The sequence below is a fragment of the Mannheimia varigena genome, from assembly GCF_013377235.1.
GTDB classification, from domain to species: Bacteria; Pseudomonadota; Gammaproteobacteria; order Enterobacterales; family Pasteurellaceae; genus Mannheimia; species Mannheimia varigena.
This window is the reverse complement of sequence record NZ_CP016226.1, coordinates 1,831,018-1,857,079: the sequence shown is the minus strand read 5'-3', so window position 1 is coordinate 1,857,079 and position 26,062 is coordinate 1,831,018. Positions and strand designations below refer to the sequence as shown.

Genomic DNA, 26,062 nt, shown 5'->3' with positions numbered 1-26,062 from the left:
AAATCGCAAAAATCGTTTTATGTGATACCCGATTTGTTATGCACTTTTCATTGAAGCTACAAGAGCGTTCAATGTCTCTATTTGTACCTTTTGCATTTCAATAATCTCCGCTTGATGGGATATTGTCTGCTTTAGCTGAGCAATGTCGGAAACTAAATTTTCTGAAGTCGGATTAATAATATTGATACTATGATTATTTCCACTTTCTTGAAAATAAACCACATTTTTCTCGCCTAATGTCATCAATTCCAACATATCGTAATTCAATACCTCACAAATTTGGCGAAGGCGAGAAAGATTAAGCTGGGTTTATCCTCTCTCAATTTTGGAATAACCGTGTACGGAAAGCCCAACTCTTTCAGCCATTTCTTCCTGAGACCAACCTCTCGCTTCACGCAAAAAACGGACTTTTTCATTCACATTCATTTTAATCTCCATAAATTCGGTAGAAATGTTCACTTTGGGTTGATTGTAGAGTATTAAACGATAATGACATAATAAATTTAACATCATTTTAAGGAAAATTATGTCTCGCAGTTACTTATTCTATTTTAGCCTATTAATATCTCCCTTTACATACTCTAATGAAGAAATTGATGAGGCTCTCAAACTAGATCCTCGTGTACAGCAATTTGCTGAAGATTTGATGCACAAACAATACTCCTACGAAGATGCTTTTAAATTTGCAGTTTCACAAGCTAAACAGTGTCTTTATGGGAAAACCACTCCAAATAGTAGGATCTGTCAATCCTATGGTTTTTGGAAAGTTCATCTACGTCAATAATAGGAGAAAATCCGTGAAAAAAGCTCTTTTAGCCTTCTCAATCTTATTTGTTTCTTATTCTGCACACGCAGCTAAATGTGCTGATTTTGCAACACAAGCACAGGCACAATCTTATATGCATCAATATAGTGCATATAATTTAGACAGAGATCGTGATGGCATTGCCTGTGAACATCTACCACGCCGCTAAAATATCAATATTTTTAGCTATTTCTAAAGGCAGATGATCTCTGTCTTTTTCTATTCAGCCACAATATCGTTTAGCAAATTCTCCACAAATTCCAACCGCTTGTGGTTTTCTTCCAGCGGTAATCTGAACTTGAATTTCACTGCCCCTTCAAAGCTGTACACTGCCGGTTGTTTTTGAATAAGCTGAATAAACTTCATCGGATCCGGCTGGGCGGTCGGTTTAAATTCCAAGTAACCGCCGTGAATGCCGGCATCGATTTTCTTCAAGCCGAGCGGTTGGGCAGCAATGCGAAGTTGGGTAATCGCAAACAAGTTTTTGGTTGCTTCCGGCAGTAGCCCGAAGCGGTCGATCAGCTCGATTTTGAGATCTTTGAGCTGTTCATCGCTCTCACTGCTCGCAATCCGTTTGTAGAATGACAGTCGCATATTCACATCCGGCAGGTAATCGTCCGGAATTAATGCCGGCACTCGCAACTCAATCTCCACTTGGTTTTGGGTGATTTCGTCCAAGGTCGGTTCACGCCCTTCCTGTAAGGCTTTCACGGCATTTTCGAGCAAGTCCATATAGAGCGAGAAGCCGATGCTCTCAATCTGTCCGCTCTGTTCCGAGCCGAGTAGTTCGCCTGCCCCACGGATTTCTAAATCGTGGGTCGCAAGGGCGAAACCTGCCCCAAGATTGTCGATGGTACTCATCGCTTCCAAACGTTGCTCTGCATCTTTGGTCAGTGTTTTCGGGTGTGGCGTAAGCATATAGGCGTAGGCTTGGTGGTGGGAACGCCCCACACGCCCACGCAGTTGGTGAAGCTGTGCCAAGCCGAATTTATCCGCCCGTTCGATGATAATCGTGTTAGCGGTCGGCACGTCAATTCCTGTTTCGATAATGGTCGAGCAGACCAGTAGGTTAAAGCGTTGGTGATAAAAATCGCTCATCACTCGCTCCAACTCACGTTCACGCATCTGCCCGTGACCAATCACCACACGGGCTTCGGGGACGAGCTGGCTGAGTTTTTCGGCACAATTTTCAATGGTGGCGACATCATTATGCAGGTAGTAAACCTGTCCGCCACGCAGAATTTCACGCAAAATCGCTTCTCGAATCACCGCTTCATCGCTTTGTCGCACAAAGGTTTTAATGCTCAGACGACGAGCCGGTGGGCTGGCGATAATCGAGAGATCACGCATTCCGTTGAGTGCCATATTCAGCGTTCTTGGAATTGGCGTGGCGGTGAGCGTGAGAATATCGACATTGGCTCGCAGTTGTTTGATTTTCTCTTTTTGACGTACACCGAAACGGTGCTCTTCATCAATCACGAGTAAGCCGAGATCACGGAAAGCGACATCGTCCTGCAATAGCTTGTGTGTACCGACCAAAATATCGACCTTACCTTCGGCAACTTTTTCCAAAATCGCTTTCTGCTCTTTGGCGGTTTTGAAACGTGAAAGCACTTCGACATTGACCGGATAGTTGGCAAAACGGTCTTTAAAATTCTCGAAATGTTGCTGGGCAAGCAAGGTGGTCGGGGCGAGAATAGCAACCTGTTTATGGTTCATCACCGCCAAGAACGTTGCCCGAATAGCCACTTCGGTTTTACCGAAGCCGACATCACCACACACCAGCCGATCCATCGCCTTCGCTTGGCACATATCGCTGATAACGGCATTGATCGCCATTTTCTGATCGTCCGTTTCCTCGTAAGGGAAAGTCGCACTGAAACGGTCGAATTCCGCCTTGTCGTAGGCAAAAGCAAAGCCGGTCTGGCTTTCTCGTTTGGCATAGACATCAAGCAACTCCGCCGCCACATCACGGATTTTCTCCGCCGCTTTTTGGCGAGTTTTCGCCCACGCTTCCGAGCCGAGCTTATGTAACGGTGCGGTTTCGTCCGCACCGCCAATATAACGGCTGATTAAATGTAGAGAAGCCACCGGCACATAGAGCTTGGCATCGTTGGCATAGTGCAACACCAAGTATTCGGCTTTCATTCCGCCTGCGTCCAACACGGTCAAACCGCCGTAGCGACCGACACCGTTTTCCAAATGCACTACCGCTTGCCCGATTTTCAGCTCCGCCAAGTTGCGAATCAGCGTATCGGGATTGACGGTTTTACGGTTTTTTTCGCTGCGTTTTTGTTGGACTTTTTCGCCAAGGAGATCGGTTTCGCAAATTATTGCTAAATTCTGACCGCTTGTTTCGATCACAAAACCCTGATCCAAATTGGAAATCATCAACGCAAGCGGTGCTATTTCATCGGAAATTTGCAAAATCTGCTTCGGTTTCACGCCCAACGGTGCAAGCAAATCCAACAACGTTTCTCTTCGCCCTTCGCTCTCCACCGAAAACAAAATATCACCCTTAAATTTTTGGCGGAACTGTTGGAACGCCTCAAACGGCTCTTTTGCACCTGATTGAATGGCTAAATCAGGCAAGTTCTCCACATTTGCGTTCATTTTCGCTGCCGATTTGCGGATTTTCTCTGCCGTTATAGTTAAACGTGGGTAGCCTTTCAGCCAGCGGTTCACTTCATCAATCGCAAACCAGAGATCACTCGGTGGCAACAGTGGACGCATCGGATCGACTCGGCGGCTCTCAAAACGGTTTTGCGTATCTTGTTGAAATTGTTCGGCTTTTTGTTGAATATCGGCGTAAGTGATAAACAGCGTGTTCGGGTTGAGATAGTCAAACAGGCTCGCCATTTCCGCAAAAAACAGCGGCTGCCAATACTCAATCCCCGCATTCAAAATACCTTTGCTGACCTGTTGATAAATATGCTCCGGCTCACGGCGGATTTCTCCGAAAGTTTCACGGAATTTCGCTCTAAAATGCTCGATCCCGTTGCTATCTGTCGGGAACTCGTGGGCTGGAAGTAGATTGATTTCATCAATTTCCGCCTTAGTGCGTTGGCTATCCACATCAAAGGTGCGGATAGTGTCGATTTCATCGTCAAAAAAATCCAAACGAAACGGCTCGTCCGCCCCCATTGGGTACAAGTCCAAAATCGCCCCACGCACCGCATATTCGCCATATTCCAACACCTGATCCACCGCTCGATAGCCGGCATTTTCCAACTGCAAACGCAGATTTTGAATCGAAAAACGGTCGCCTTTTTTAATCAATAACACATTGTTGGCAAGGTAGCTCGGCGGGCAGACTTTCTGCATTAAGGTGTTGATTGGCAACAGAAAAATCTGCTTACGCCCTTGTTGTAGCTCAAACAGGGCGGAAAGTCGGGCGGAGATAATGTCCTGATGCGGCGAGAAATTATCGTACGGCAAGGTTTCCCAATCGGGGAAAAGTTGCACCGGCAGATTGGCAAATTGCGGCAACGATTTTTCCAGCCGTAACGCCGTGCGAGTGTCGGGGGTAACGACCACCGTTAAGCCGTTGAACTGTTGGGCAGCTTGGCTGATCGCAAGCGTATCGGAATGACCGACAAGATTGCCGAGAGTTTGGTGATCTTGAAAATTACCGCCAATTTGTGGCAGATTAAGTGAAATTAGAGACATACAAGCGGTCTATTTTTGATAAAAAATTACAAATTGTCTCTAGTTTACTAAAGCAAACCAGATTGTGCAAAATAAGCTGAAAAATTATTCTATCTCTCCCGATAGCATTGCTGAAAATTTCTGATAGAATAAATTCCCTTTTTAATTTACTCAAAAAAAATTATGAAAAATAAAATCTTAGGAAGTGCATTAATGATTGCAGGCACCACAATCGGTGCTGGTATGCTTGCAATGCCGCTAACCTCTGCGGGTATGGGTTTTGGTGCAACTGCTTTATTACTCATTGGGTTATGGGCATTATTGGCTTATACAGGCTTGTTATTTATGGAGGTATATCAAACCGCTCCACAAAAAGATGTGGGGGTAGCAAGCCTCGCGGAGCAGTATTTTGGTTTGTTCGGACGTGCTTTAGCGACTTTTAGCTTGCTTGTTCTACTCTATGCATTACTTTCAGCTTATATTACCGGTGGTGGTTCACTGCTTAGTGGTATTATGCCGGAAATGGTAGATGCTGATATGAAACTTAAAATCAGCATTTTAATTTTTACAGTGGTATTAGGTGCCTTTGTTGTAGTTGGTGTGAAATCCGTTGATGGTTTAACCCGAGTGCTGTTTCTTGGAAAAATCATCGCTTTCATTGCTGTGTTAGTGATGATGTTACCAAAAGCGAAACTAGAAAACTTAACTGCCATTCCGTTAGATAATTTATTAGTGCTTTCTGCTGTGCCTATTTTCTTTACGGCATTTGGTTTCCACGTAATTATGGGGACTATCAATACCTATTTAGATGCTGATATCGGCAAAATTCGTAAATCGATTTATATCGGTACGGCTATTCCGTTAGTTGCTTATTTATTATGGCAATTGGCTACGCACGGTGTATTAAGTCAAAACGAATTTACGACTATTTTAAAACAAGACCCTACTTTAAACGGCTTAGTAACCGCAACCAGCCAAATTACAGGTAGCACAATTTTAGGCGAAATGGTTCGTTTGTTCTCTGTACTTGCATTAATTACCTCATTCTTAGGTGTTTCGATGGGTATTTTTGAGGGTGTGGGCGATTTATTAAAACGCTTAAACTTACCAACTAACCGCTTATGGCTGACTATTGCGACCTTCACGCCGCCACTGTTGTTTGCATTGTTCTATCCTGACGGTTTTATTATGGCTTTAGGTTATGCAGGTTTATTATTTGCCTTCTACGGAATGATTTTACCTATCGGTTTGGCGTGGAAAGCTCGTAGACAGCACCCAAATCTGCCTTACCGTGTAATTGGCGGTAATTTAGCCTTAGTTATCGCCTTAATCGCAGGTATTTGCATTATGGTCATTCCATTTTTAATTCAGCTAGGTTATTTACCACAAGCTGTGGGTTAATAAACCGATAAAGGCTACGATTTATCGTAGCCTTTTTACAAGCGGTTAAATTTGAGTAATCTTTTGCAAGTTAGCCGATTAATTTATATAACGCCCTGATTTGATCTTCTTTTAATGCCCCACCTACTTTTTCTCTGCCGACAAAAATCTTAAACATCGCATTCCCTTTTTTGTTGATAAACACCAACGAAACCGTGCGTTTTCCTCTAAATGGGCGGTCTAATAGATAAATCTTGGCACAATTTTCATAGCGTAAATGCCCTTGTAAACCGCCATTTTCTTTGTGTTCAAAATTGTAAAATCCACGAGAAATTGAACCGCTTGGTAATTTGCCAACAAACTCAACAATCGCATCTTCCGTATGCGAAATAAAGGTAATTGCATCGTCCCATTCGTGAATTTCTTGTAGAATTTCAGCAAAGCGTTCCCCATCTGTTACTTTAAGCATATCCGGTGGAAGGTTAAGCATTACATCTTCCAGCGAACATTGATATTTTGAAGCAACCATCTCTAAAATTTGACCTGAATTTTCATTTAATTCATTGCGTAAAGCGGTTTGTTGTTCTAACGATAACATAAATTCTCCTTAAGAAAAGAGAGCCTTAAAGCCCTCCTTATAAATATAATTAGAAATGGTACTCAAAACTTGCTGCAAAATTTCGTCCTGGCTCATAGTACCGTTGCAATCCAGGATACCCTCCATATTTATGATTTTCGCGAACCCCTACAGAATTAACAGCACCGCCAGTTGTATTTAAACCACGTAATGTATCCCAAGTGTGATATTTACGGTTAAATAAATTGTAAACACCAGCACGCAACGTGATATTTTCTGTTGGTTTATAAAAACCATATAAATCTACGACAAAAGCTTTTGCGTTTAAATGCTTCCATTTATCTAAACCTGTTTCGTGAGAATATTCAGTACAGCGCACCTCATATTCATTCCCCCAATATGGATAGTAAGGATTTGGAGTTTTCTGCTCTTTTACACATTTTTCAGGTAAAGTTTTTAAATATTTTGCCTCTTTAGCTTTTTTAGCTCCTAAGAAGGTTAAACGAGAAAATATTCCCCATTTACCTTCTGGTTGCTCATAATCTAAACCAATAACAGCTTTAATTGGCTGAATAGAAAGTAAATCTGCTCCATTTGACATATTCCCCTTACTATAACCTAATGAACCGAATAGCTTCCAACCCTCAGGGACAGATATGGCAGAGTTTAAATTCCACTTACCTGTTACTTCTATACCGTAGATTTTCGCAGAATCTATATTCTGCATTTGTTGAACAGGTCGCCAAAATTCTTTGCCATAAGCATGATAAACATCCCAAGTTTCTTGCTCCCATAGAAAATCTTTGTATTTTGTATGGTGCAAATTCACGGAAAATTGTCCTACATTGCCTTGCCCTTGCAGGCTTAAATTTTGAGTTAAACTACGTTCCGCTTTTAAGTTTGGATTTGACATCCACGCCCCAGCGGCATTGTCTCGATAATCGAAATACATTTCTGATGCATTTGGTATACGAAAACCTGTTCCAATGTTATAAGCAAGTTTCCAAATATCAGTAACTTGCTTTTCTATACCTGCGCCCCAAGTTATTTGGTTAAATTTAGCATTCTCTATTTTTACACAATTTCGACATGCTAAACCAGCAAGATCTTTTTGCTTATATTTAGCCCAATCATAACGAATACCAACTTTTGCTTTCCAATTATTTTTTAAGTCTATACTATCTTGTAATGATAAATAATTTATCTTACTTTTAATTGGGTGCATCATTGTTGAATTCGGTAAATGAGTCCAAGCACCAGATACATAAACTGAGTCTTTATGTAGCACATCAAAATCTCTTTCTGCTGCTGAGACCTTAAATGAGAATTGATGATTTAATTTACCCAATTCTAAAACTTGACTATCTATACGGAAGTTTAAACGTTTTAATTCTGTACTAAAAATACGAATATTCGTATCGCTAGGCGTTCGTTTCTGAGCAGGTACCCATTTGGTTGCTGCCTCTGCTCGCTTCCCTTCATAGTTATAGGCTGATGTTTCTGTCTTTTGATAATCAAGATCGGTTCTTACTGAAGCGATCCATTTAGACTCCGGGAAAAATTCATAAAAAACATTTACTGTATCACGCTTACTACGATCGTCTGCTTCACGCCAATATGAGCTTAAATAAACAGCAGAATCCTCAATAATGTAATTTTTATTATTTTGACCACTATATGAAATGCCAATACGATGTTTATCATTAAAACGGTAAGCAAATTTTGCTAGGTAGCTGTGATTTTTATGAGTAGAATCATCTGGCGTTTGTTTACTACTGCCAATAGTTCTGGTGTGTAACGAATCTTCAGGAATTGTATAACCACCTGCACTTTCCATTTCATGACCATAACGATTTGAGTATACTAATACAGCTTCAGCTTGGTCACCTAAATACCCAATACCAAATGTATTGACCCATTCATTATTACGAGTGGCATAACCTGTACGATAAAAAGCACCAAATTTATTATCACGTACAATATCATAAGCCTCAAGCGTTCGATAATTAACACCTCCTCCTAAGTTCCCGCTACCTTGATTAAAAGAATTAGCCCCCTTTGATACCTCAATGGTTCGAGCTAATTCAGGATCAATAGATTGACGAGATGTATTTAAATTACCATAACGTTTATAAAGTGAGTTCTCCTCTGAATCAGGTAGTGCAATTCCATCAATACTAATGCCAACGCGATTATCCTCCACGCCACGAATAGCAAATCCTTTTTGATGCCGTCCTTGATTTACAATGCCGACATCAGGGCTATAACGAGCTAAATCTCGATTATTTTGAATAAGCTCTTGTTGAATTACCTCTTTCGTTTTTTTCTCTGACGAGACTTCAACGTCTTCTTGAGCGACTACATTAACTTCAGATAATTCTGCAATTACTTCTTCTTTTGCATATAAATTTTGTGATATCAAAATACTATTTATACTTAACGCTAATAGGCTTAAATGTAATTTATTATATTGGTTATTAGAATAATTAATAAACATAATTGTTCTCCTTTCCTTAAGTAAATATTAACCAATTTTAATTGATGAGATATATTATCAATTACGTCAACATTTTAGTCAATAATGATTATCATCTTGATTTTTTATTTTGATGTAATTTATAATTTCTCAAAATGGTTAGAAAAATTAAAAACTAAAAGGAGAAATAATGACAACAAACCGCCAAGAGGTTTTACAAAACCGTTTAGGTCCTGAACTAGAAGAACTAAAACAGCAAATTAAGACGATTGTAATGGCAACAACAGATAAAGATGGTACACCAAATGTGAGCTATGCTCCTTTTGTTATTCACAATGGAGAATATAAAGTACTTATTTCAACTATCGCCCGCCACGCACGAAATTTGCAGGATATACCTAAAGTTTCATTAATGCTGATTGAAGATGAAAACAAAAGTCGTCAAATTTTTGCACGCCGTCGTTTAACCTTTGATGCAACAGCACGCATTATTGAACGCAATCAAGAGGAATGGAATGTCAGCATTAATGCACTTAAAGCCAGACACGGTGAATTAATTGATGATCTATCTAATATGCAAGATTTCAAACTCTTTAGCTTTAAACCAATTGCAGGGTTATTTGTGAAAGGTTTTGGGCAAGCATTTGATGTTGGCGTTGATGATTTAATCAGCTTAGTACATCTTGATCAAGGACACCAAACTCTATAATTCCTATACTTCCTAAACGGCTATAAATGGCAATATTTATAGCCGTTTTGTTTGATACAAGCGGTCATATTTCTTGGAAAATTTGCAATAAATTTAGTACAATAGCCAAACAATTCTAGCGGCAAAATGCCAATCAAAAAGGAAATCCTATGCCACCTAAAGCCAAACTAAGAAAAGATTATAAAGCACCAGATTTCACGATTACAGACATTTATCTCGACTTTCAACTTGACCCGGATCGCACCTTTGTAACCTCAATGTTAACGGTTGAGCGTAAAAATAGTGATGCAACCACACTTCGCTTAGATGGTCATAGTTTTGATTTCCTTTCTATTAAATTTAACGGTGAGCCATTTTCATCTTATGAAAAAGATGATGAATCTTTAACCTTAAATTTAGCAGAGGTAAAAGCCGATCATTTTGAGCTACAAATTGAGACAGCTTTAAACCCTACACAAAACACCTCACTACAAGGTTTATATAAATCAGGCGACGGACTTTGCACACAGTGTGAAGCTGAGGGTTTTCGCCAAATTACTTATATGCTTGACCGCCCCGATGTACTTGCAAAATATACGACAAAAATCACCGCTAGTAAGAGCAAATATCCTTACTTACTCTCTAACGGTAACCGTATTGCTCAAGGTGAATTGCACGACGGCAGACACTGGGTGGAATGGCAAGATCCATTCTTCAAACCAAGTTATTTATTTGCATTAGTGGCTGGCGATTTTGACCTCCTACAAGATAAATTCATTACCAAAAGCGGACGTGAAGTTACGTTAGAAATCTATGTCGATCGTGGTAATTTAGACCGTGCCCCTTGGGCGATGGAGAGCTTAAAACGCTCAATGAAATGGGACGAAGACCGCTTCGGTTTAGAGTACGATTTAGATATTTATATGATTGTTGCCGTTGATTTCTTCAATATGGGGGCAATGGAAAATAAAGGCTTAAATATCTTTAACTCTAAATTTGTATTGGCGAAACCGGAAACCGCAACTGATACCGATTATTTAGATATTGAAGCAGTTATCGCCCACGAATATTTCCATAACTGGACGGGCAACCGCATTACCTGCCGTGATTGGTTCCAATTAAGCCTAAAAGAGGGTTTAACCGTTTTCCGTGATCAGGAATTTACCTCTGATTTATGGGCTCGCTCGGCAAAACGTATCGAAGATGTCCGTCTATTGCGTACCGTGCAATTCGCCGAAGACGCCAGCCCGATGGCTCACCCTATTCGTCCGGAAAAAGTGATCGAGATGAACAATTTCTACACCGTCACCGTGTATGAAAAAGGGGCAGAAATCATTCGTATGATCCACACCCTATTAGGCGAAGAAAACTTCCAAAAAGGAATGAAGCTCTATGTGGAAAGACACGACGGTTCAGCCGCTACCTGTGAAGATTTTGTCAAAGCAATGGAAGATGCTTCAGGTGTTGATTTAGAACAGTTCCGCCGTTGGTATAGCCAATCGGGAACACCTGAACTCACGATTTCCGATGAATATGATGAAGCACGCAAAACTTATCGTTTGCATATTTCACAAATGACTCCACCAACGCACGATCAGTTAGAAAAATTGAACTTACATATTCCATTGAAAGTGGCGTTATATAGTGAGAATGATGGAAAACGCATTCCATTACAATATGAATTATTAACGGTCAGTGATGTGCTAGATGTTACCGCTGAACATCAAACCTTTGAGTTCCACAATGTAACACAACGTCCTGTACCTGCGTTATTGTGTGATTTCTCTGCTCCTGTGCGTTTAGATTACAACTATACCACCGACCAGCTTTTAACCTTACTCAAACACGCTGAAAATGATTTTGTACGTTGGGACGCTGCACAAATGCTCTACACCAATGAGCTGCGTGAAAATTTAAGCCGTTATCAGCAAAATCAGCCACTTAGCTTTTCAAAAGGTTTAGTAGATGCTTTAACCTTTGTATTGGATAATTCAGCCAAATCGCCTGAATTAACCGCATTAACGCTCACATTACCGAAAGAAACTGAATTTGCCGAGTCGTTTAAAACCATTGACCCAACGGGTATTTCTCTTGTGCGTGAGTTTATGCAACATTCGATTGCTACCGCATTGCAAGATAAATTATTAATTGTTTATAACCAAAATAAATGCGATGCTTATCAAGTGGTAGCGGAAGATATTGCTAAACGTGCATTACGCAATGCCTGTTTAAGTTATCTTGCCTTCACAGATTTAGGCAATGCCCTTGTGCATAAACATTACAATAATGCAGACAATATGACTGATACTCTAGCCGCATTACAAGCTGCAACCAAAGCACAGCTAAGTTGCCGTGATGCGTTATTGGCTGATTTTGAGGAAAAATGGAAGCACGATGGCTTGGTAATGGATAAATGGTTTATGATTCAAGCTACTCGTCCGGATGAAAACGTGTTAGCGATTGTGCAAGGTTTAATGGAACACCCAAGTTTCAACTTTAACAATCCAAACCGACTACGTTCATTGGTAGGGGCATTCTGCGGTCACAACCCGAAAGCTTTCCACGCTATTGATGGCTCAGGTTATCGTTTCTTGGTAGATACCCTTATCAAACTCAACGAAAGCAATCCGCAAGTGGCTGCTCGCTTAATTGAGCCGTTGATTAAACTTTCTCGCTACGACAACCAACGCCAAACCCTAATGCGTCGAGGCTTGGAACGCCTGCGTGAAATGGATAACCTCGCCCGAGATTTATTCGAGAAAATCGAAAAAGCGTTGGATTAATCCCTTTATTATAAGCGGTCATTTTTGCAAAAAAATTTACAAAAGCGACCGCTTGTTATTTACCTCCGAATCTCAAACCGTTCAAAACTTTCCGAGCCAAGATAATCACTCACAATCACCCGTTCCACTTTTGCCGCCGGCGAACCTTGGTGTAGCCATTGGGCAAATTTCTCAAGCATTTCATCGTCTGCGGAGGCAACCACTTCCACCGAGCCGTCCTCACGATTTTTAGCATAACCTTTCACACCAAGTTTCGTTGCCGTTTGCTGGGTAAAAAAGCGAAAGGCAACGCCTTGCACTCGTCCGTAAATAGAAAATAGTTTTATCGTCATCTGTTCTCCCAAAAAGAAAGGCTGTTTATTTCATAAACAGCCTTAGGAGGATTATTTCACGATGTATAAGTTACGAAGCAAAATATCATCTTGTGGATCTTTTCCTTCATAGCCTTTCACGTAAGGTTTCACTAAGCGTGGATTTACATAGTTGTAAATCGGAATAATCGCAAAATCTTTAGCTAACTGCTCTTCTGCTTTCGCATAAGCAGCTGTTCGACCAGTTGCATCAGTTACTTTGTAAGACTCAGCCACTGCATCATCATACGCCTGGCTTTTATAGAATGCAGTATTGTTACTTGAATTTGATAAAAAATAGTTCACGAAAGTCGTTGCTTGGTTATAATCGCCAGACCAACCTGCACGAGATACATCGTAGTTTGCATTACGACGAGTATCTAAGAAGGTTTTCCACTCTTGATTTTCTAATTTCACATCCACAATGCCGTCGGTGCCTTGTTTCCATAAAGAAGATACTGCGATTGCAATTTTCTTGTGGTTATCGTTAGTATTATAAAGCACGGTAAATTTAAGCGGATTTGATTTGCTATAGCCCGCTTCTTCTAACAATTTTAATGCTTTGGCTTTTCTATCCGCCATCGATTCTGTTGAGTAAGCTGGTTGCTGGATTTTTTCCCCTTCGTGAATATAGGTTGGTGTAAATACATAAGTTGGGGTTTGTCCTTGACCTAATACTTTATCTGTAATGATAGTACGGTCTAATGCTAAGTTTAACGCTTCACGTACTTTTACATTATCAAACGGAGCACGTTTGTGGTTGAACTCGTAGTAATAAGTTGAAAGTGTTTTTGCTGTAAATACTTCATTTGGAATTTCTTTTTTAAGCGTTGGGAACTGCTCTGGTGGAATAGCATAGTTTGTTATATCCAAATCACCTGCACGATAACGAGCCACATCAGTTGTCGCATTAGGAATTGCTAAGAAAGTCGCTTTATTAATCACGCTTTCTTTATCATTCCAATAATTTTTATTGCGTTCAAATACGATTTTCTCATTAATAACGTGATCTGCTAAAACATAAGCACCATTACCCACTAAATTACCTTTTTTCACCCACGCATCGCCGTATTTGTCAACAACATTTTTATTTACCGGTAATAATGATGAGTGCGTAACAAGCTCCGCCGCATAAGGAACTGGCTGACTTAATTGCACTTGGAAAGTGTGATCATCAACAGCTTTCACCGCCAATTCTTCTGGTTTTTTCTTGCCGTCAATAATATCTTGAGCGTTTTCTACATTGAGGTAAGTTAAGTAGCTTGAGTAAGGCGAAGCAGTGAGTGGACTTACTAAACGCTGCCAAGAAAAGACGAAATCGTGAGCAGTTACCGGCTCGCCGTTAGACCATTTAGCATCTTTACGTAATTTAAATGTCCACATTTTGTAATCTGGCGTGCTTTCCCAAGACTCCGCCACACCTGGTTGGAGATTACCGTCTGAATCCTTAGTTACTAAGCCTTCAAATAACTGATAAGCCACTTGCGATTCTGGTACTCCCTCAATTTTATGCGGATCAAAACTTGATGGTTCAGCCCCATTGTTAATAGTAATATCTTGCTTCTCTGCAAGTGTTGTGCCTTCTGGTACTTTTGCTGCAAATACATTTGCCGACAAACCTAACACTAATGAAGCTGTTAATACGGAAAGAGGGAATTTTGACTGCATATTTAATCTCCATTTATAGATAACCACTCGATTTACAACTACAGTTTTTCAAATTAATTTTTTTAAGTCTATGGATTATTATTTTGATTGCAAGAAAATTTTTTTAAAAGTGTGATAGATATCTCCTTTTAATTTAAAAAATGATTAAAAAAGTAGCAAAGAAAATAGCTCTATAAACTCGGGTAATGAATAGATAACTTTCTATAACACCCCAATTAATTAGCATAATATGCTAAACATTGATTGTTAAAGCTATTTTTAGCTTGATTTAACAGAATAAAAATCCTTATTTTCTGTAAAAATACTATTTTACTTTCATTTTTTTAGTCGTTATATTCATATCCATCATTAACAAGCGGTCAGTTTTGCAAAATTTTTTACAAATCTAACCGCTTGAGTACAAAATTACCTTTCGAGTTGGAACATTTTATGCAACAAGCCAAAACACTATATCAAAAACTATTCGACTCCCACGTGGTATATGAAGCCGAGGGCGAAACGCCGATTATCTATATCAACCGCCACTTAATTCACGAAGTAACCAGCCCTCAAGCCTTTGACGGTTTGCGTGTGGCTGGGCGTCAGGTTCGCCAAGTGGGTAAAACATTCGGTACGATGGACCACAGTATTTCTACTCAAGTGCGTGATGTGCAAAAACTGGAAGGACAAGCGAAAGTGCAAGTATTAGAGCTTGCCAAAAACTGCGAAGAAAACGGCATTTCGTTATTCGACATCACCAAAAAACAACAAGGTATTGTGCACGTAATGGGGCCGGAACAAGGCTTAACCCTACCGGGAATGACCATTGTATGTGGTGACTCTCACACTGCCACCCACGGGGCTTTTGGTGCGTTGGCGTTTGGTATCGGTACTTCTGAAGTAGAGCACGTTTTAGCGACCCAAACCTTAAAACAAGCTCGTGCGAAAAGTATGAAAGTGGAAGTGCGTGGCAAAGTGAACACAGGCATTACCGCAAAAGACATCGTGCTTGCGATTATCGGCAAAACCACAATGGCAGGCGGTACCGGCTATGTGGTGGAATTTTGTGGCGAAGCCATTCGTGATCTCTCAATGGAAGGACGAATGACGGTATGTAATATGGCGATTGAGTTCGGTGCAAAAGCCGGTATTGTTGCCCCTGATGAAACTACCTTTGCCTACTTAAAAGATCGTCCAAATGCACCGAAAGGCAAGGATTGGGACGATGCTATCGAATACTGGAAAACCCTCAAAACAGACGAAGGTGCGGTGTACGATGCAGAAGTGATTTTAGAAGCGAAAGAGATTGCTCCACAAGTCACCTGGGGAACTAACCCAGGACAAGTTATCGGCATTAACGATGTGATTCCAAACCCTGCAGAAATGGAAGATCCGGTTACTCGTGCTTCAGCGGAAAAAGCCTTGGCGTACATCGGCTTAGAACCAAATACTGATATGAAAGATGTGCCTGTTGATCAAGTGTTTATCGGCTCTTGTACCAATGCCCGTATCGAAGATTTGCGTGCAGCGGCAGCAGTAATGAAAGGTCGTAAAAAAGCAGATAACGTAAAACGTATTCTCGTTGTGCCGGGTTCAGGCTTGGTAAAAGAGCAAGCGGAAAAAGAGGGCTTGGACAAAATCTTTATCGAAGCCGGTGCAGAATGGCGTAACCCGGGCTGCTCAATGTGTTTAGGTATGAACGATGACATTTTAGGCGAATGGGAGCGTTGTGCCTCCACTTCTAACCGTAACTTTGAAGGGCGTCAAGGACGTAACGGTCGTACCCACTTAGTCAGTCCTGCGATGGCAGCAGCTGCCGCGGTATTTGGCAAATTTGTTGATATTCGTAATGTTTCATTAAACGCATAAGAGGTATAAAAAATGGCAGGTATTAAACAACATTCAGGCTTAGTCGTTCCTCTTGATGCAGCGAACGTAGACACTGATGCAATCATTCCAAAACAGTTTTTACAAGCAATTACCCGTGTGGGCTTTGGTAAACACCTTTTCCACGAATGGCGTTATTTAGATGCAGAAGAAACCCAGCCAAACCCTGATTTTGTGTTGAATTTCCCGCAATATCAAGGAGCAACCATTTTGCTTGCTCGTAAAAATTTAGGCTGCGGATCTTCTCGTGAACACGCTCCGTGGGCGTTGGCAGATTACGGCTTTAAAGTGATGATCGCCCCAAGTTTTGCGGATATTTTCTACAACAACAGCCTTAACAACCATATGCTTCCAATCAAATTAACCGAGGAGGAAGTGGAAGAGATCTTCCAATGGGTGTGGGCGAACGAAGGCAAACAAATCCACGTGGATTTAGAAGCGATGACAGTCACCGTGGGCGAAAAAGTTTACACCTTTGAGCTAGACGAATTCCGCCGCCACTGTTTGTTAAACGGTTTAGATAATATCGGCTTAACCCTCCAACACGAAGCAGCGATTGCCGCTTACGAGAAAAATATCCCAGCGTTTTTACGCTAAGTCTCAATAAAAAGTGGCTAGAATTTAAATTTCTAGCCGTTTTTATTCTCAACTAACCTTCCCGACACTCCAGCCAAGGTAGATTATGTTTGTAATAAACCGATTTAAACTCTCTTGCCATTAATTCTACATAACCGCCCTCAATTGGCTGATAAGAACGATAACGCACTTCAAATTTCGTACCTCTGGCATTTAAATTAATATTCGCAATATGGTCGAACGGATACGGTTTTCCACCATCAAGTTGGAAATAGATCCCAAAATTCTCTTGCTTACGGCTCTCAGACCAAAGTGGAAAATAAGTTGCTAAATAAGAACTGCCACCTGTCGCAAAATTCTTACAGTAATAGCTATAGCGTTTATAATTTTTCGGATTATTAAGTTCAGTTTGGCTGATATTCTCTTTTAAATAGCCTACTTGTGGCTTATGTTGTGTTATTTTGGGTGATTGTGATGGCGTACAAGCAAATAACCCCATAATCATTGTTGCCACTAAGGCAATTTTAAATTTTTGCATAAAAATTCCGATAAAATAATATAAAAATTACACCTGATATTTGGTTTTATCACCAATATCAAAATGTAGCGGCATTCGCCATTTTTGAATACTTAACACTAAAAGTAACAAGCCACAAATCACGCTTAGAATTTGAACGAGTAAAGTCCATTCCAACGCAAATGCTCCCCATAAAATAGCAACTAGAATCGGTTGGAAATTTAAGCCAAATACTCTAAAACAGAAATATTCCTTATAACTTAATCCACCAATCACTAATAGCATCGCCCCTAAAGCTAACAGTGGAAAATTAAAGATATAGAAAAGCAGCCCTAACCACGCTGAAAATTGAAAAATCAGGCGGAATGTTTTGTCATAAAGGTGTAAAGATGATGCCAGCATTGTGCCAGCTACTAATAAGCCAACAAGAACCGTTGATGTATAATAAGGCAGCAAAAACAGCATTAATGTGGCTAATACAAAACCGCTACGATAAACAATGACAGTTAAATAATCCCAAAAATCCATTGGCGATTTGATATGCGGATCTGCCATAACTTTCTCCTTAAATCTCTAATCCTTAAACATTAGCCGATAAATGCCAGAGCTTGCTCTACTACTTCTACGCCAGCCCCTTGTTTAGTGGCATTTTCACTTAAATGACGACGCCATTGTCTCGCCCCTTTACAATTTTGAAATGCCCCAAGCATATGGCGAACAATATGATTTAAATAGACACCTTTTGCCAGCTCTCGTTCAATGTAAGGAAACATCTTTTCCACCGCCTCTTTCGCTGTTACAAGCGGTCGATTTTCGTTAAAAATTTGCGAGTCGATTTCGCCTAATAGGGACGGATTTTGATAAGCCTCACGCCCCACCATCACACCATCAACAAATTGTAGGTGATGTTTGATTTCGTCAATGGTTTTAATGCCACCATTAATAGTAATTTTTAAATGTGGAAAATCTCTCTTAAGTTGGTAAACTCGGTCATAATCCAAAGGTGGAATTTCACGATTTTCCTTAGGGCTTAACCCCGTAAGCCACGCTTTGCGGGCGTGGACGATAAAATCATTGCTGTATGGCTGCACTTTTTCGATAAAATCACACAAAAATTCATAGCTATCCAGTTCGTCAATCCCGATACGGTGCTTAACAGTAACAGGAATGTCTACTGCATCTTGCATCGCTTTAATGCAATCAGCCACCAAATCAGCTTTTGCCATTAAACAAGCCCCAAACATTCCGTTTTGCACACGATCAGACGGGCAGCCCACATTTAAATTAACTTCCGTATAACCTCTCTCTTCCACCAATTTAGCACAATGAGCAAGCTGAGTAGGATCGCTTCCACCTAATTGCAATGCAACAGGATTTTCACTTGGATCATATTCCAGCAAATCATATTTAGCGTGAATGATCGCCGGAGCTGTAATCATTTCCGTATAAAGCAAGGCATTTTTGCTAAATTGACGATGAAAATAGCGGCAGTGGCAGGTTGTCCAATCTAACATTGGTGCAACAGAGAAACGCCCTCGATAAAATTGTTGAGTATTCGTATTCATAAAATCAAAATAAAGCGGTTAAAAAAATGTAAAAATTTGCAAAAAGACGACCGCTTGTAGCTCATAAAATCAGACCAGTATAATACTCTAAAAATGCGGCTAAACATAGTTTTATCAAGGCTTACTGAATTTAGCCGTGCAATTTTAGAACAAACAAAATCACAATATATAGTGGTTGATACCAACCTTAAGCACAATATATTGAAGTAAAAATTTACAAAATTATTTTTCCTTTATAAATCAATTATCTAATCAAAACAGTTTAAAAAGGTAAATTGTCAAGACTTGTCTTAAAACTTTTTTTGCATACAATCATCTCTCAGATTTAGAGTCCAACTTTAAAATAGAGCCTAAGAATATGTCTAGAAACCTTTTCCAAAAACGCTTAAATATTAAGCCGTATGAATATCCTGAGCTTCTTGAGTTTAAAGATGCTATCCGCCATTCTTATTGGTTACACACCGAGTTTAACTTTACCGGCGATATTCAAGATTATCGCACTACCATTAACGATCACGAACGCCACGTTTTAACCCGTGCAATGCTTGCTATTTCGCAAGTAGAAGTGAATGTAAAACGTTTCTGGGGTGAGTTATATCGCTATTTCCCAAAACCGGAAATGGACGATGTGGGTGGTACTTTCGCCGAAAGTGAAGTACGCCATAAAGATGCGTATTCATTCTTATTGGAAAAGCTCGGCTTAAATGAAATGTTTAGCCAAATTCACGAAATTGAACCATTAATGAACCGTATTCGTTATATGGAAAGTTTTATGAAAGATAAAGACGCGGGTAAAGGTGAATTTGTACTCTCTCTCGTGTTGTTCTCTTTATTCGTTGAACATATTTCGTTATTCGGTCAGTTCATTATTATGATGTCATTCAACAAGCATAAAAACCTGTTTAAAGGGATTTCAAATGCGGTTGAAGCGACCTCTAAAGAAGAAGAAATTCACGGAAAATTTGGTATTGCGTTATACGAAATCTTGCGTGATGAACACAGTGAACTTTTCACGCCGGAATTCTTTAGAGACTTAGAAACTCTTGCTACTCAAGCATTTGAGGCAGAAAAAGGGATCTTAGACTGGATTTTTGAAGAGGGTGATTTAAGCTTTATCACCAAAGCAACGGTAGAAAACTATATTAAAAACCGTTACAACAATTCGTTGAGTATTTTAGGGTTAGAACCACCTCATAATATCGATCCTGAATTGTTAAAAGAAACTGAGTGGTTTGATATTGAAATTCTTTCTACTAAAGAAACAGATTTCTTTAACAAACGTAGTACCGATTATTCTAAAAAAATGAAGCAGATTACAGCAGATGACTTATTCTAATACAGACCGCCCAGACTTCCACTGGTTAAATGAAGACAGCCGTTTATTTTTACAACGTGGCTATTTATTGGAAGGCACAACCGCATTAGACCGTATTCGTTTTATTGCTGAACACGCAGAACGTAAACTTGGCATTGAAGGTTATGCGGATAAATTCTACCACTATATGGCAAGAGGCTATTTCTCGCTTTCTTCACCAATTTGGTCAAACTTCGGTTTAGATCGCGGTTTGCCAATCTCTTGCTTTGGTAGTTACATTGGTGATTCTATCCACGAAATTATGGTAACCACCGCTGAAGTGGGTATGATGAGTAAAATCGGCGGTGGTACATCAGCCTATTTTGGCGACATTCGCCCACGTGGTTCTTTAATTAAGAATAATGGTAAATCAGACGGCTCATTCAACTTCAGTAAGTTATTCGATACAGTAATTGATGTGATTTCTCAAGGGACTTCACGCAAAGGTCAATTTGCCGGCTATATTGATATTGAACACGGTGATATTGATGAATGGTTAGATATTCACACCGAAGGTAACCCAATCCAATTAATGTACTACGGTGTGTGTGTAGGGCACGATTGGTTAGAATCAATGAAAGCAGGCGATCCGTACAAACGCCAGCTTTGGGCTAAATTATTACAACGTAAAACTGAAACCGGTATCCCATATTTATTCTTTAAAGACAATGCCAACGCAGGTCGTCCTGATGTCTATAAAGATAAAAATATGACGATTCACGCATCAAACTTATGTACTGAAATTATGTTGCCTTCAAGTAACGATGAAAGTTTCGTATGCTGTTTATCGTCAATGAATCTACTCTATTTTGATGAGTGGAAAGATACCGATGCACCGGAAACATTAACCTATTTCCTCGATGTGGTAATGAGTGAATTTATTGAGAAAAGTCAATCAATTCCATTCTTAGACCGTGCAAACCGCTTTGCCCGTCGCCACCGTGCATTAGGTTTAGGTGTATTAGGTTGGCATAGCTATTTACAGGCAAATAATATTGCCTTTGATAGCTTCCAAGCAATGCAGAAAAACAATGAAATTTTCAAAACATTGCAACAAAAAACGTTAAAAGCATCACAAGAATTAGCACAACGCTTTGGTGAGCCGGAAATTTTAGAAGGTTATGGTCGCCGTAATACGACATTAATGAGTATTGCCCCGACTAAATCCAGTAGCTTTATTTTAGGTAGCGTTTCGCCATCAGTCGAACCGTTTAAATCAAACTACTATGTAAAAGATTTAGCGAAGATCAAAACCGTGTATAAAAACCCGTTCTTAGAGAAATTACTCCAAGAAAAAGGCTTAGATACAGAGGAAGTTTGGGAATCTATTTTACATAATGATGGCTCTGTTCAGCATTTAGAACAGCTTTCCGAGCACGAAAAAGAGGTATTTAAAACCTTTGCTGAAATCAGCCAGTTAAGCGTAATTCAACAAGCCGCTCAGCGTCAAAAATATATCGACCAAGGACAAAGTATTAATGTGATGATTCACCCGGCAACACCGGCACGCGATCTGAACCAATTATACTTAACCGCTGAAGAACTCGGTTTAAAATCCATTTACTACCAAAACTCAATGAGTGCAGCACAGGTATTTAACCGTAACTTGCTCAGCTGCTCAAGTTGTGAAGGGTAATTAAAAACGTAACAATAAAAATGCTGAATAAAGAACGTTATTCAGCATTTTTTATTTAATAAAGCAAAATGATTATTTATCCCTACTCTTCTCTACACAACTTTAATGTTGCTTGAATTAACTCAAATGCAATTGTGCCTTTTTGTGGAATTTCAGGTAATGCTTCATCACAGTCAAACCATTTAGCATCACAGATCTCCTCTTCCTGTAGAATAATTTCGCCACTTTCATAATCTGCCAAAAAGCCAAGCATCAATGAATTAGGAAACGCCCACGGCTGGCTACCAAAATAACGTATATTTTTAACTTTCAACCCTGTTTCTTCAAATATTTCACGATGAACCGCATTTTCAACAGGTTCGCCGGCTTCCACAAAGCCTGCTAAAGTGGTATAAATTGTGCCTTTATGACGTAAATGATTTGCCAGTAAAATTTGTCTGCCTTTACGCACCGCGACAATAATGGAGGGGCTAATAGTTGGATAAGCTCGATTACCGCAAGCATTACAATGAACCGCAATTTCATTATCTGCCAGTACGGTTTTCTCACCACATTTCCCACAAAATTGATGGGTGTGAAAGAAATGATTTAACGATACAGCCCTATGCAATAAATGACTTAATTCCGGCTCTCGCCCAATTTGCGTTCTTAAATAAGCGAACTCTCGATGATCATCTTCCCCAGTTGCTTTCACTAAATAAACAGGCAAATTTTGATAAATCCCTATCGCTAATTTTTCACGCTCATCCAAGTCAAATTCTTCTGCCAAACCGCAAGGAATTTCGCTTTTTACTAACGCAATGTCAAAATCCTTAACAATAATCCAATATCCTTTACTCATCTTTTAATCCTAACTGCTTGAATAATTTGCGTTTTTCACTTTCCGATAACACTCGGTATTCTCCGCTGTCTAAATCAGCTAATTCAAAATTGCCTAAACCGATACGAATTAGGCGTAACGTTGGAAAGCCGATATGTGCAGTCATTCGTCTGACTTGGCGATTTTTTCCCTCGTGAATAATCAATTCAACCCAGCTGGTTGGAATGCTTTTTCGCTCACGAATTTTCGGGGCGGATTGCCAATGATAGTTTGGCTCAGAAATCGCTTTTGCTTTCGCGGGCTGGGTTAAACCATCTTTTAACTCCACACCTTTTTCCAATTTCGCTAAATCGGTAAGAGTAGGAATGCCTTCTACTTGCACCCAATAAGTTTTTTGTTTCTCAAATTTTGGGTGAGCTAAACGATGTTGTAGCTCGCCATTATTGGTTAAAAGCAATAAGCCTTCGCTATCTCTGTCTAACCGACCTACAGGGTAAACGTTGGGAATGGCGATAAAATCCTTTAACGTTTTTCGCCCTTGCTCATCGGTAAATTGCGTAAGTACATCGTAGGGCTTATTAAAGAGCACGACGGTCGTTTCAGCAAAAGTAAGCGGTCGTTTTTTCTCCTGTTTTTGCAGATTTTTAGCAAAATTTGACCGCTTGTTTGGTGCTCTTTTAAAGGTTGGTTGCTTCATTTTTTCAAATTCGCCCACGCAACAGAAAGTAAAATAATTGCTCCGCCAATAATCATCTTAAGTGTTGGTACTTCACCAAAACAGAGCCACGCAATCGCAATGGCGTAAACCGGCTCAAGTGAGATAATCATTGAAGCGGTACGTGCATTAATGGTATCAAGGCTTGAAATAAACAAAGTATAAGCAAGTGTTGTACACAAAAAGCCAATGCAGAAAATCCAAAACCAATCTTGTGCAGACACACTAGGCAATTCAGTTAGCGAAAAAGGTAGCAGTAAAATCGTTGCAAAAATATACTGCCACCAACTTGCCTGCACACCGGAAATTTTGCTCATTGTATTGCGGTTAAATACAGCAAGAATGCCGTAAACTAATGCCGAAAAAACACCCCAAAGTAAGCCTTGTGTGGCTTCATTACTGAAAGTAAATTCAGGAGTAACTAAAATCAAACCGATGGTAATTGCAATCAGTAATACGACTTCTCGAAAACGTAATTTTTCACGGAAGAATAAACTTTCAAACAACGCCACAAAGGCAGGGAAACTGGCAAAACCGAGTGTGGCAACCGCTACGCCTCCCACTTTAACTGCAATAAAGAAAGTAACCCAATGAGCAGCTAATAAACCACCCGATACCGCTTGTTGCCCAATTTGTTTAAAATTCAACTTTACAAGCGGTTGTTTTTTCCATAAAAAATAAAAAGAGATCATCGCAAATGCGATCATCACTCGCCCGAGCACAATGGTTTCAGCAGAGCTTTGAATTAATGCCCCGAAAATACCGGAAGCCCCAAAAAACACCGCTGTGCCGTGTACCTTAAACAGAGCAAGCGTTCTTTTATCCATTATTTGATCCTTTTAATTTCATCTTGTGGATCAGATTTACGCTCAAACTCGGCATCAAAAGTATTGCCGTCTTGAGACGATTGTGAATGAAAACGGGTGTTTTGTGAGGTAACACGCATAAAAACTCTATTTTTCACGCTATTAATCACAAAAGTTTGAATCAGTTTTCGGCTAAATGGCAACACACATAAAATCGCCAAGATATCACTTAAAAAGCCGGGAATAATCAATAAAATGCCTGCTAGAACAAACATTATTGAATTACTCACCGCTTCTGTTGGCATTTTGCCTTGGCTGAGATCCTGCTTAATTGAATAGAGGGTGTAAACACCTCGTAACTTCACAAACCATAAGCCTAAAAAAGAGATAGCAACTAATAATAAAATAGTTGGTAGCACGCCAATTTCGGAACCAATGCTAACCAACAGTGAAATTTCACAATAGATATAAAAGAAAATTCCAAAAAGGATCATTAAAATCGGCATTATTTCCTCACATTTAATTCGGCTTTTGCGGTTAAGTTTTCCGCACCTGTTGCACGCATCACAATATTATCTTCGGTACGAATACCACCAAAGCGTTTAAATTCTTCAATTTTCTGCCAGTTGAAAGCGGAAGAATGAGCACTATTTTTCCAGCTATTCAGCAACATATCAATAAAATAAAAACCCGGCTCAATGGTAAGCACCATATTTTCTTGTAAATCACGGGTGCAACGCAGGCTCGGATAAACCTCTGGAGGTGCTTTGTGGCTACCTCTCGCATTCTGTTGAAAGCCAGCTACATCGTGAACCTGAATGCCGAGAAAATGCCCGAGCCCGTGTGGGAAGAAAGTTCGACTCATTCCTTCCTCAAAAATCTGCTCCGCTGGTAAATGAATAAATTGATGCTCGGCTAAAAGCTGAGAAATCAGCTGCTGCATTCGAGTATGGTAATGTAGATAATTAATACCAATAGATAAATCGGCAATAATCTCTAATTTAAATTGCTCCATTTTAGCAACCAATTCCGCAAATTCTGATGAACTATCAAAAGCATAAGTTCGAGTAAGATCAGAGGCATAGCCATTTATCGTTGTACCCGCATCAATTAAAAAACTATGGCGTTTTGTTTCAGCGTCAAAATCTAATGCTGTATAATGTAATATCGATCCGTTTTGATTAATCGCCATAATATTGCCGTAAGGGACATTTAGATCAGACTGCTGAGTGGCTTTTAAATACTCAAGATTAATTTCAAACTCACTTTTGCCTGTAAAAAAGGCATCTTTAGCCGCACTGTGTCCTTTCAACGCTGAAAATTGAGCTTGGTAAATACTCTCGATCTCAAATTCACTTTTAATTGAACGCTCAAAATTAAGTCTATTTAGGACTTTTTGCGGATTAATTTGGCTAAAGTCAAGTGAATTTGCAAGCAGGCTATCTTCTCCAATAAAAGCACAAGCGGTCGGATTTTGAATAAATTTTGCAATTTCAGTTTCAGACTTAAGTAAAACCCACTCAAATTCAGTAGCAAAAAAAGCTTCTGTTGGCACTTTTGGGATAGAAACCCAATAATCCTCAGGGGCATAAAAGTAAATTGTTGGCTTATTTTTACCGTCTAGGAATAACCAGCAATTTTCAGCTTGGGGATAAGGAAAAAAGTAATTAAAATAAGGGTTAATTTTAAATGGGGCGGTTTGGTCGTCTAAAAACAAATTTTTCGCTTTGCCTGAATAAATCCATAAACCGTCTAAAAAAGCTTTTTCAAGCAAGTCTTGTACGACATTTTGCAAGCGAGAGAGATGTTGAGAAAATAATGATTTCATAAGG

At 39.8% G+C, this 26,062-nt stretch carries 24 protein-coding genes; 9 read left to right on the top strand and 15 right to left on the bottom strand.

The window, feature by feature from the left end; translation table 11 throughout:
* Nucleotides 1-36 precede the first annotated feature (36 nt).
* A complete protein-coding gene (locus A6B40_RS08690; RefSeq protein ID WP_155930839.1) occupies nt 37-255 on the bottom strand; it encodes a hypothetical protein in 219 nt (72 codons plus the stop codon).
* A 54-nt stretch (nt 256-309) separates the two neighbouring features.
* On the bottom strand, nt 310-426 hold the full coding sequence (locus tag A6B40_RS08685; RefSeq protein WP_176672146.1) for a helix-turn-helix domain-containing protein: 117 nt from the start codon (nt 424-426) through the stop codon (nt 310-312).
* Nucleotides 427-526: 100 nt separating this feature from the next.
* On the opposite strand from A6B40_RS08685, the gene A6B40_RS08680 reads away from it, so the two are divergent.
* Both A6B40_RS08680 and A6B40_RS08675 read left to right on the top strand, forming a co-directional pair.
* The gene (locus A6B40_RS08680) at nt 527-784 is read left to right on the top strand and encodes a hypothetical protein (protein ID WP_025235387.1); all 258 of its coding nucleotides are present in this window, start codon (nt 527-529) and stop codon (nt 782-784) included.
* Nucleotides 785-797: 13 nt separating this feature from the next.
* On the top strand, nt 798-974 hold the full coding sequence (locus A6B40_RS08675; protein WP_231475494.1) for an excalibur calcium-binding domain-containing protein: 177 nt from the start codon (nt 798-800) through the stop codon (nt 972-974).
* 50 nt (nt 975-1,024) lie between these two features.
* Here the strand turns inward: A6B40_RS08675 and mfd are convergent, their stop codons facing one another.
* Nucleotides 1,025-4,474 carry a transcription-repair coupling factor gene (gene mfd, locus A6B40_RS08670; protein ID WP_176672145.1) on the bottom strand — a complete coding sequence of 1,150 codons (3,450 nt, stop codon included), beginning with the start codon at nt 4,472-4,474 and terminating at the stop codon, nt 1,025-1,027.
* 162 nt (nt 4,475-4,636) lie between these two features.
* Between mfd and A6B40_RS08665 the strand changes: the two genes are divergently transcribed.
* The gene (locus tag A6B40_RS08665) at nt 4,637-5,854 is read left to right on the top strand and encodes an aromatic amino acid transport family protein (protein WP_176672144.1); all 1,218 of its coding nucleotides are present in this window, start codon (nt 4,637-4,639) and stop codon (nt 5,852-5,854) included.
* Nucleotides 5,855-5,924: 70 nt separating this feature from the next.
* On the opposite strand, the gene hutX is transcribed toward A6B40_RS08665, so the two are convergent.
* Both hutX and A6B40_RS08655 read right to left on the bottom strand, forming a co-directional pair.
* Nucleotides 5,925-6,431 carry a heme utilization cystosolic carrier protein HutX gene (gene hutX, locus A6B40_RS08660; protein WP_176672143.1) on the bottom strand — a complete coding sequence of 169 codons (507 nt, stop codon included), beginning with the start codon at nt 6,429-6,431 and terminating at the stop codon, nt 5,925-5,927.
* A 49-nt stretch (nt 6,432-6,480) separates the two neighbouring features.
* Nucleotides 6,481-8,907, bottom strand: a complete 2,427-nt coding sequence (locus A6B40_RS08655) for a TonB-dependent hemoglobin/transferrin/lactoferrin family receptor (protein WP_176672142.1) — start codon at nt 8,905-8,907, stop codon at nt 6,481-6,483.
* 169 nt (nt 8,908-9,076) lie between these two features.
* Between A6B40_RS08655 and hutZ the strand changes: the two genes are divergently transcribed.
* Both hutZ and pepN read left to right on the top strand, forming a co-directional pair.
* Complete coding sequence (gene hutZ, locus A6B40_RS08650; RefSeq protein ID WP_025247297.1) at nt 9,077-9,595, top strand: heme utilization protein HutZ; 519 nt, start codon at nt 9,077-9,079, stop codon at nt 9,593-9,595.
* 149 nt (nt 9,596-9,744) lie between these two features.
* Nucleotides 9,745-12,357: an aminopeptidase N gene (pepN, locus tag A6B40_RS08645; RefSeq protein ID WP_025247296.1), complete on the top strand. Its 2,613-nt coding sequence runs from the start codon at nt 9,745-9,747 to the stop codon at nt 12,355-12,357.
* 59 nt (nt 12,358-12,416) lie between these two features.
* On the opposite strand, the gene A6B40_RS08640 is transcribed toward pepN, so the two are convergent.
* Both A6B40_RS08640 and A6B40_RS08635 read right to left on the bottom strand, forming a co-directional pair.
* Nucleotides 12,417-12,689: an acylphosphatase gene (locus A6B40_RS08640; RefSeq protein WP_025216702.1), complete on the bottom strand. Its 273-nt coding sequence runs from the start codon at nt 12,687-12,689 to the stop codon at nt 12,417-12,419.
* Between the two features lie 51 nt (nt 12,690-12,740).
* A complete protein-coding gene (locus A6B40_RS08635) occupies nt 12,741-14,375 on the bottom strand; it encodes an ABC transporter substrate-binding protein (protein ID WP_176672141.1) in 1,635 nt (544 codons plus the stop codon).
* A 429-nt stretch (nt 14,376-14,804) separates the two neighbouring features.
* On the opposite strand from A6B40_RS08635, the gene leuC reads away from it, so the two are divergent.
* Both leuC and leuD read left to right on the top strand, forming a co-directional pair.
* The gene (leuC, locus tag A6B40_RS08630; protein WP_025342963.1) at nt 14,805-16,223 is read left to right on the top strand and encodes a 3-isopropylmalate dehydratase large subunit; all 1,419 of its coding nucleotides are present in this window, start codon (nt 14,805-14,807) and stop codon (nt 16,221-16,223) included.
* A gap of 12 nt (nt 16,224-16,235) precedes the next feature.
* Nucleotides 16,236-16,838, top strand: coding sequence for a 3-isopropylmalate dehydratase small subunit (gene leuD / locus A6B40_RS08625; RefSeq protein ID WP_112110567.1), 603 nt, complete (start codon nt 16,236-16,238; stop codon nt 16,836-16,838).
* Between the two features lie 52 nt (nt 16,839-16,890).
* Here leuD and A6B40_RS08620 read toward each other — a convergent pair whose 3' ends face one another.
* The 3 genes from A6B40_RS08620 to dusA are packed head-to-tail and all read right to left on the bottom strand — an operon-like array spanning nt 16,891 to nt 18,899.
* Nucleotides 16,891-17,355 carry a hypothetical protein gene (locus A6B40_RS08620; protein WP_025247291.1) on the bottom strand — a complete coding sequence of 155 codons (465 nt, stop codon included), beginning with the start codon at nt 17,353-17,355 and terminating at the stop codon, nt 16,891-16,893.
* 27 nt (nt 17,356-17,382) lie between these two features.
* Nucleotides 17,383-17,889 (bottom strand): DUF2301 domain-containing membrane protein, encoded by a 507-nt coding sequence (locus tag A6B40_RS08615; RefSeq protein ID WP_176672140.1) that lies wholly within the window; start codon nt 17,887-17,889, stop codon nt 17,383-17,385.
* Between the two features lie 32 nt (nt 17,890-17,921).
* A complete protein-coding gene (gene dusA / locus A6B40_RS08610) occupies nt 17,922-18,899 on the bottom strand; it encodes a tRNA dihydrouridine(20/20a) synthase DusA (RefSeq protein WP_176672139.1) in 978 nt (325 codons plus the stop codon).
* Between the two features lie 358 nt (nt 18,900-19,257).
* Here dusA and A6B40_RS08605 point away from each other — a divergent pair, with 358 nt between their 5' ends.
* Both A6B40_RS08605 and A6B40_RS08600 read left to right on the top strand, forming a co-directional pair.
* Nucleotides 19,258-20,235, top strand: coding sequence for a ribonucleotide-diphosphate reductase subunit beta (locus A6B40_RS08605; RefSeq protein ID WP_025342966.1), 978 nt, complete (start codon nt 19,258-19,260; stop codon nt 20,233-20,235).
* Nucleotides 20,222-21,889, top strand: coding sequence for a ribonucleoside-diphosphate reductase subunit alpha (locus tag A6B40_RS08600; protein ID WP_112110563.1), 1,668 nt, complete (start codon nt 20,222-20,224; stop codon nt 21,887-21,889). Before A6B40_RS08605 ends, A6B40_RS08600 begins: the two co-directional genes overlap by 14 nt.
* Nucleotides 21,890-21,971: 82 nt before the next feature.
* On the opposite strand, the gene nudC is transcribed toward A6B40_RS08600, so the two are convergent.
* From nudC to pepQ, 5 genes are read right to left on the bottom strand one after another with little or no spacing between them, the layout of a single operon-like run.
* The gene (gene nudC / locus A6B40_RS08595; protein ID WP_176672138.1) at nt 21,972-22,730 is read right to left on the bottom strand and encodes an NAD(+) diphosphatase; all 759 of its coding nucleotides are present in this window, start codon (nt 22,728-22,730) and stop codon (nt 21,972-21,974) included.
* A complete protein-coding gene (locus A6B40_RS08590) occupies nt 22,723-23,406 on the bottom strand; it encodes a pseudouridine synthase (protein WP_176672137.1) in 684 nt (227 codons plus the stop codon). The genes nudC and A6B40_RS08590 overlap by 8 nt, the downstream gene beginning before the upstream one ends.
* Nucleotides 23,403-24,251, bottom strand: a complete 849-nt coding sequence (locus A6B40_RS08585) for a DMT family transporter (protein ID WP_176672136.1) — start codon at nt 24,249-24,251, stop codon at nt 23,403-23,405. Before A6B40_RS08585 ends, A6B40_RS08590 begins: the two co-directional genes overlap by 4 nt.
* On the bottom strand, nt 24,251-24,736 hold the full coding sequence (locus A6B40_RS08580) for an FxsA family protein (protein ID WP_176672135.1): 486 nt from the start codon (nt 24,734-24,736) through the stop codon (nt 24,251-24,253). The genes A6B40_RS08585 and A6B40_RS08580 overlap by 1 nt, the downstream gene beginning before the upstream one ends.
* Entirely contained in the window at nt 24,736-26,058 is a 1,323-nt protein-coding gene (gene pepQ / locus A6B40_RS08575; RefSeq protein WP_176672134.1) for a Xaa-Pro dipeptidase, read from the bottom strand. The genes A6B40_RS08580 and pepQ overlap by 1 nt, the downstream gene beginning before the upstream one ends.
* Nucleotides 26,059-26,062: the final 4 nt, after the last annotated feature.

What these genes read in the sequence shown, in the direction of transcription:
- A6B40_RS08665 (WP_176672144.1), top strand. Translation starts at nt 4,637, where the DNA reads ATGAAAAATAAAATCTTAGGAAGTGCATTAATGATTGCAGGCACCACA.
- A6B40_RS08590 (WP_176672137.1), bottom strand. Translation starts at nt 23,406, where the DNA reads ATGAAGCAACCAACCTTTAAAAGAGCACCAAACAAGCGGTCAAATTTT.
- A6B40_RS08685 (WP_176672146.1), bottom strand. Translation starts at nt 426, where the DNA reads ATGAATGTGAATGAAAAAGTCCGTTTTTTGCGTGAAGCGAGAGGTTGG.
- A6B40_RS08600 (WP_112110563.1), top strand. Translation starts at nt 20,222, where the DNA reads ATGACTTATTCTAATACAGACCGCCCAGACTTCCACTGGTTAAATGAA.
- leuD (WP_112110567.1), top strand. Translation starts at nt 16,236, where the DNA reads ATGGCAGGTATTAAACAACATTCAGGCTTAGTCGTTCCTCTTGATGCA.
- mfd (WP_176672145.1), bottom strand. Translation starts at nt 4,474, where the DNA reads ATGTCTCTAATTTCACTTAATCTGCCACAAATTGGCGGTAATTTTCAA.
- A6B40_RS08635 (WP_176672141.1), bottom strand. Translation starts at nt 14,375, where the DNA reads ATGCAGTCAAAATTCCCTCTTTCCGTATTAACAGCTTCATTAGTGTTA.
- A6B40_RS08690 (WP_155930839.1), bottom strand. Translation starts at nt 255, where the DNA reads ATGTTGGAATTGATGACATTAGGCGAGAAAAATGTGGTTTATTTTCAA.
- A6B40_RS08585 (WP_176672136.1), bottom strand. Translation starts at nt 24,251, where the DNA reads ATGGATAAAAGAACGCTTGCTCTGTTTAAGGTACACGGCACAGCGGTG.
- nudC (WP_176672138.1), bottom strand. Translation starts at nt 22,730, where the DNA reads ATGAGTAAAGGATATTGGATTATTGTTAAGGATTTTGACATTGCGTTA.
- A6B40_RS08615 (WP_176672140.1), bottom strand. Translation starts at nt 17,889, where the DNA reads ATGGCAGATCCGCATATCAAATCGCCAATGGATTTTTGGGATTATTTA.
- pepN (WP_025247296.1), top strand. Translation starts at nt 9,745, where the DNA reads ATGCCACCTAAAGCCAAACTAAGAAAAGATTATAAAGCACCAGATTTC.
- A6B40_RS08680 (WP_025235387.1), top strand. Translation starts at nt 527, where the DNA reads ATGTCTCGCAGTTACTTATTCTATTTTAGCCTATTAATATCTCCCTTT.
- A6B40_RS08620 (WP_025247291.1), bottom strand. Translation starts at nt 17,355, where the DNA reads ATGCAAAAATTTAAAATTGCCTTAGTGGCAACAATGATTATGGGGTTA.
- A6B40_RS08655 (WP_176672142.1), bottom strand. Translation starts at nt 8,907, where the DNA reads ATGTTTATTAATTATTCTAATAACCAATATAATAAATTACATTTAAGC.
- A6B40_RS08580 (WP_176672135.1), bottom strand. Translation starts at nt 24,736, where the DNA reads ATGCCGATTTTAATGATCCTTTTTGGAATTTTCTTTTATATCTATTGT.
- leuC (WP_025342963.1), top strand. Translation starts at nt 14,805, where the DNA reads ATGCAACAAGCCAAAACACTATATCAAAAACTATTCGACTCCCACGTG.
- hutX (WP_176672143.1), bottom strand. Translation starts at nt 6,431, where the DNA reads ATGTTATCGTTAGAACAACAAACCGCTTTACGCAATGAATTAAATGAA.
- A6B40_RS08605 (WP_025342966.1), top strand. Translation starts at nt 19,258, where the DNA reads ATGTCTAGAAACCTTTTCCAAAAACGCTTAAATATTAAGCCGTATGAA.
- pepQ (WP_176672134.1), bottom strand. Translation starts at nt 26,058, where the DNA reads ATGAAATCATTATTTTCTCAACATCTCTCTCGCTTGCAAAATGTCGTA.
- dusA (WP_176672139.1), bottom strand. Translation starts at nt 18,899, where the DNA reads ATGAATACGAATACTCAACAATTTTATCGAGGGCGTTTCTCTGTTGCA.
- hutZ (WP_025247297.1), top strand. Translation starts at nt 9,077, where the DNA reads ATGACAACAAACCGCCAAGAGGTTTTACAAAACCGTTTAGGTCCTGAA.
- A6B40_RS08640 (WP_025216702.1), bottom strand. Translation starts at nt 12,689, where the DNA reads ATGACGATAAAACTATTTTCTATTTACGGACGAGTGCAAGGCGTTGCC.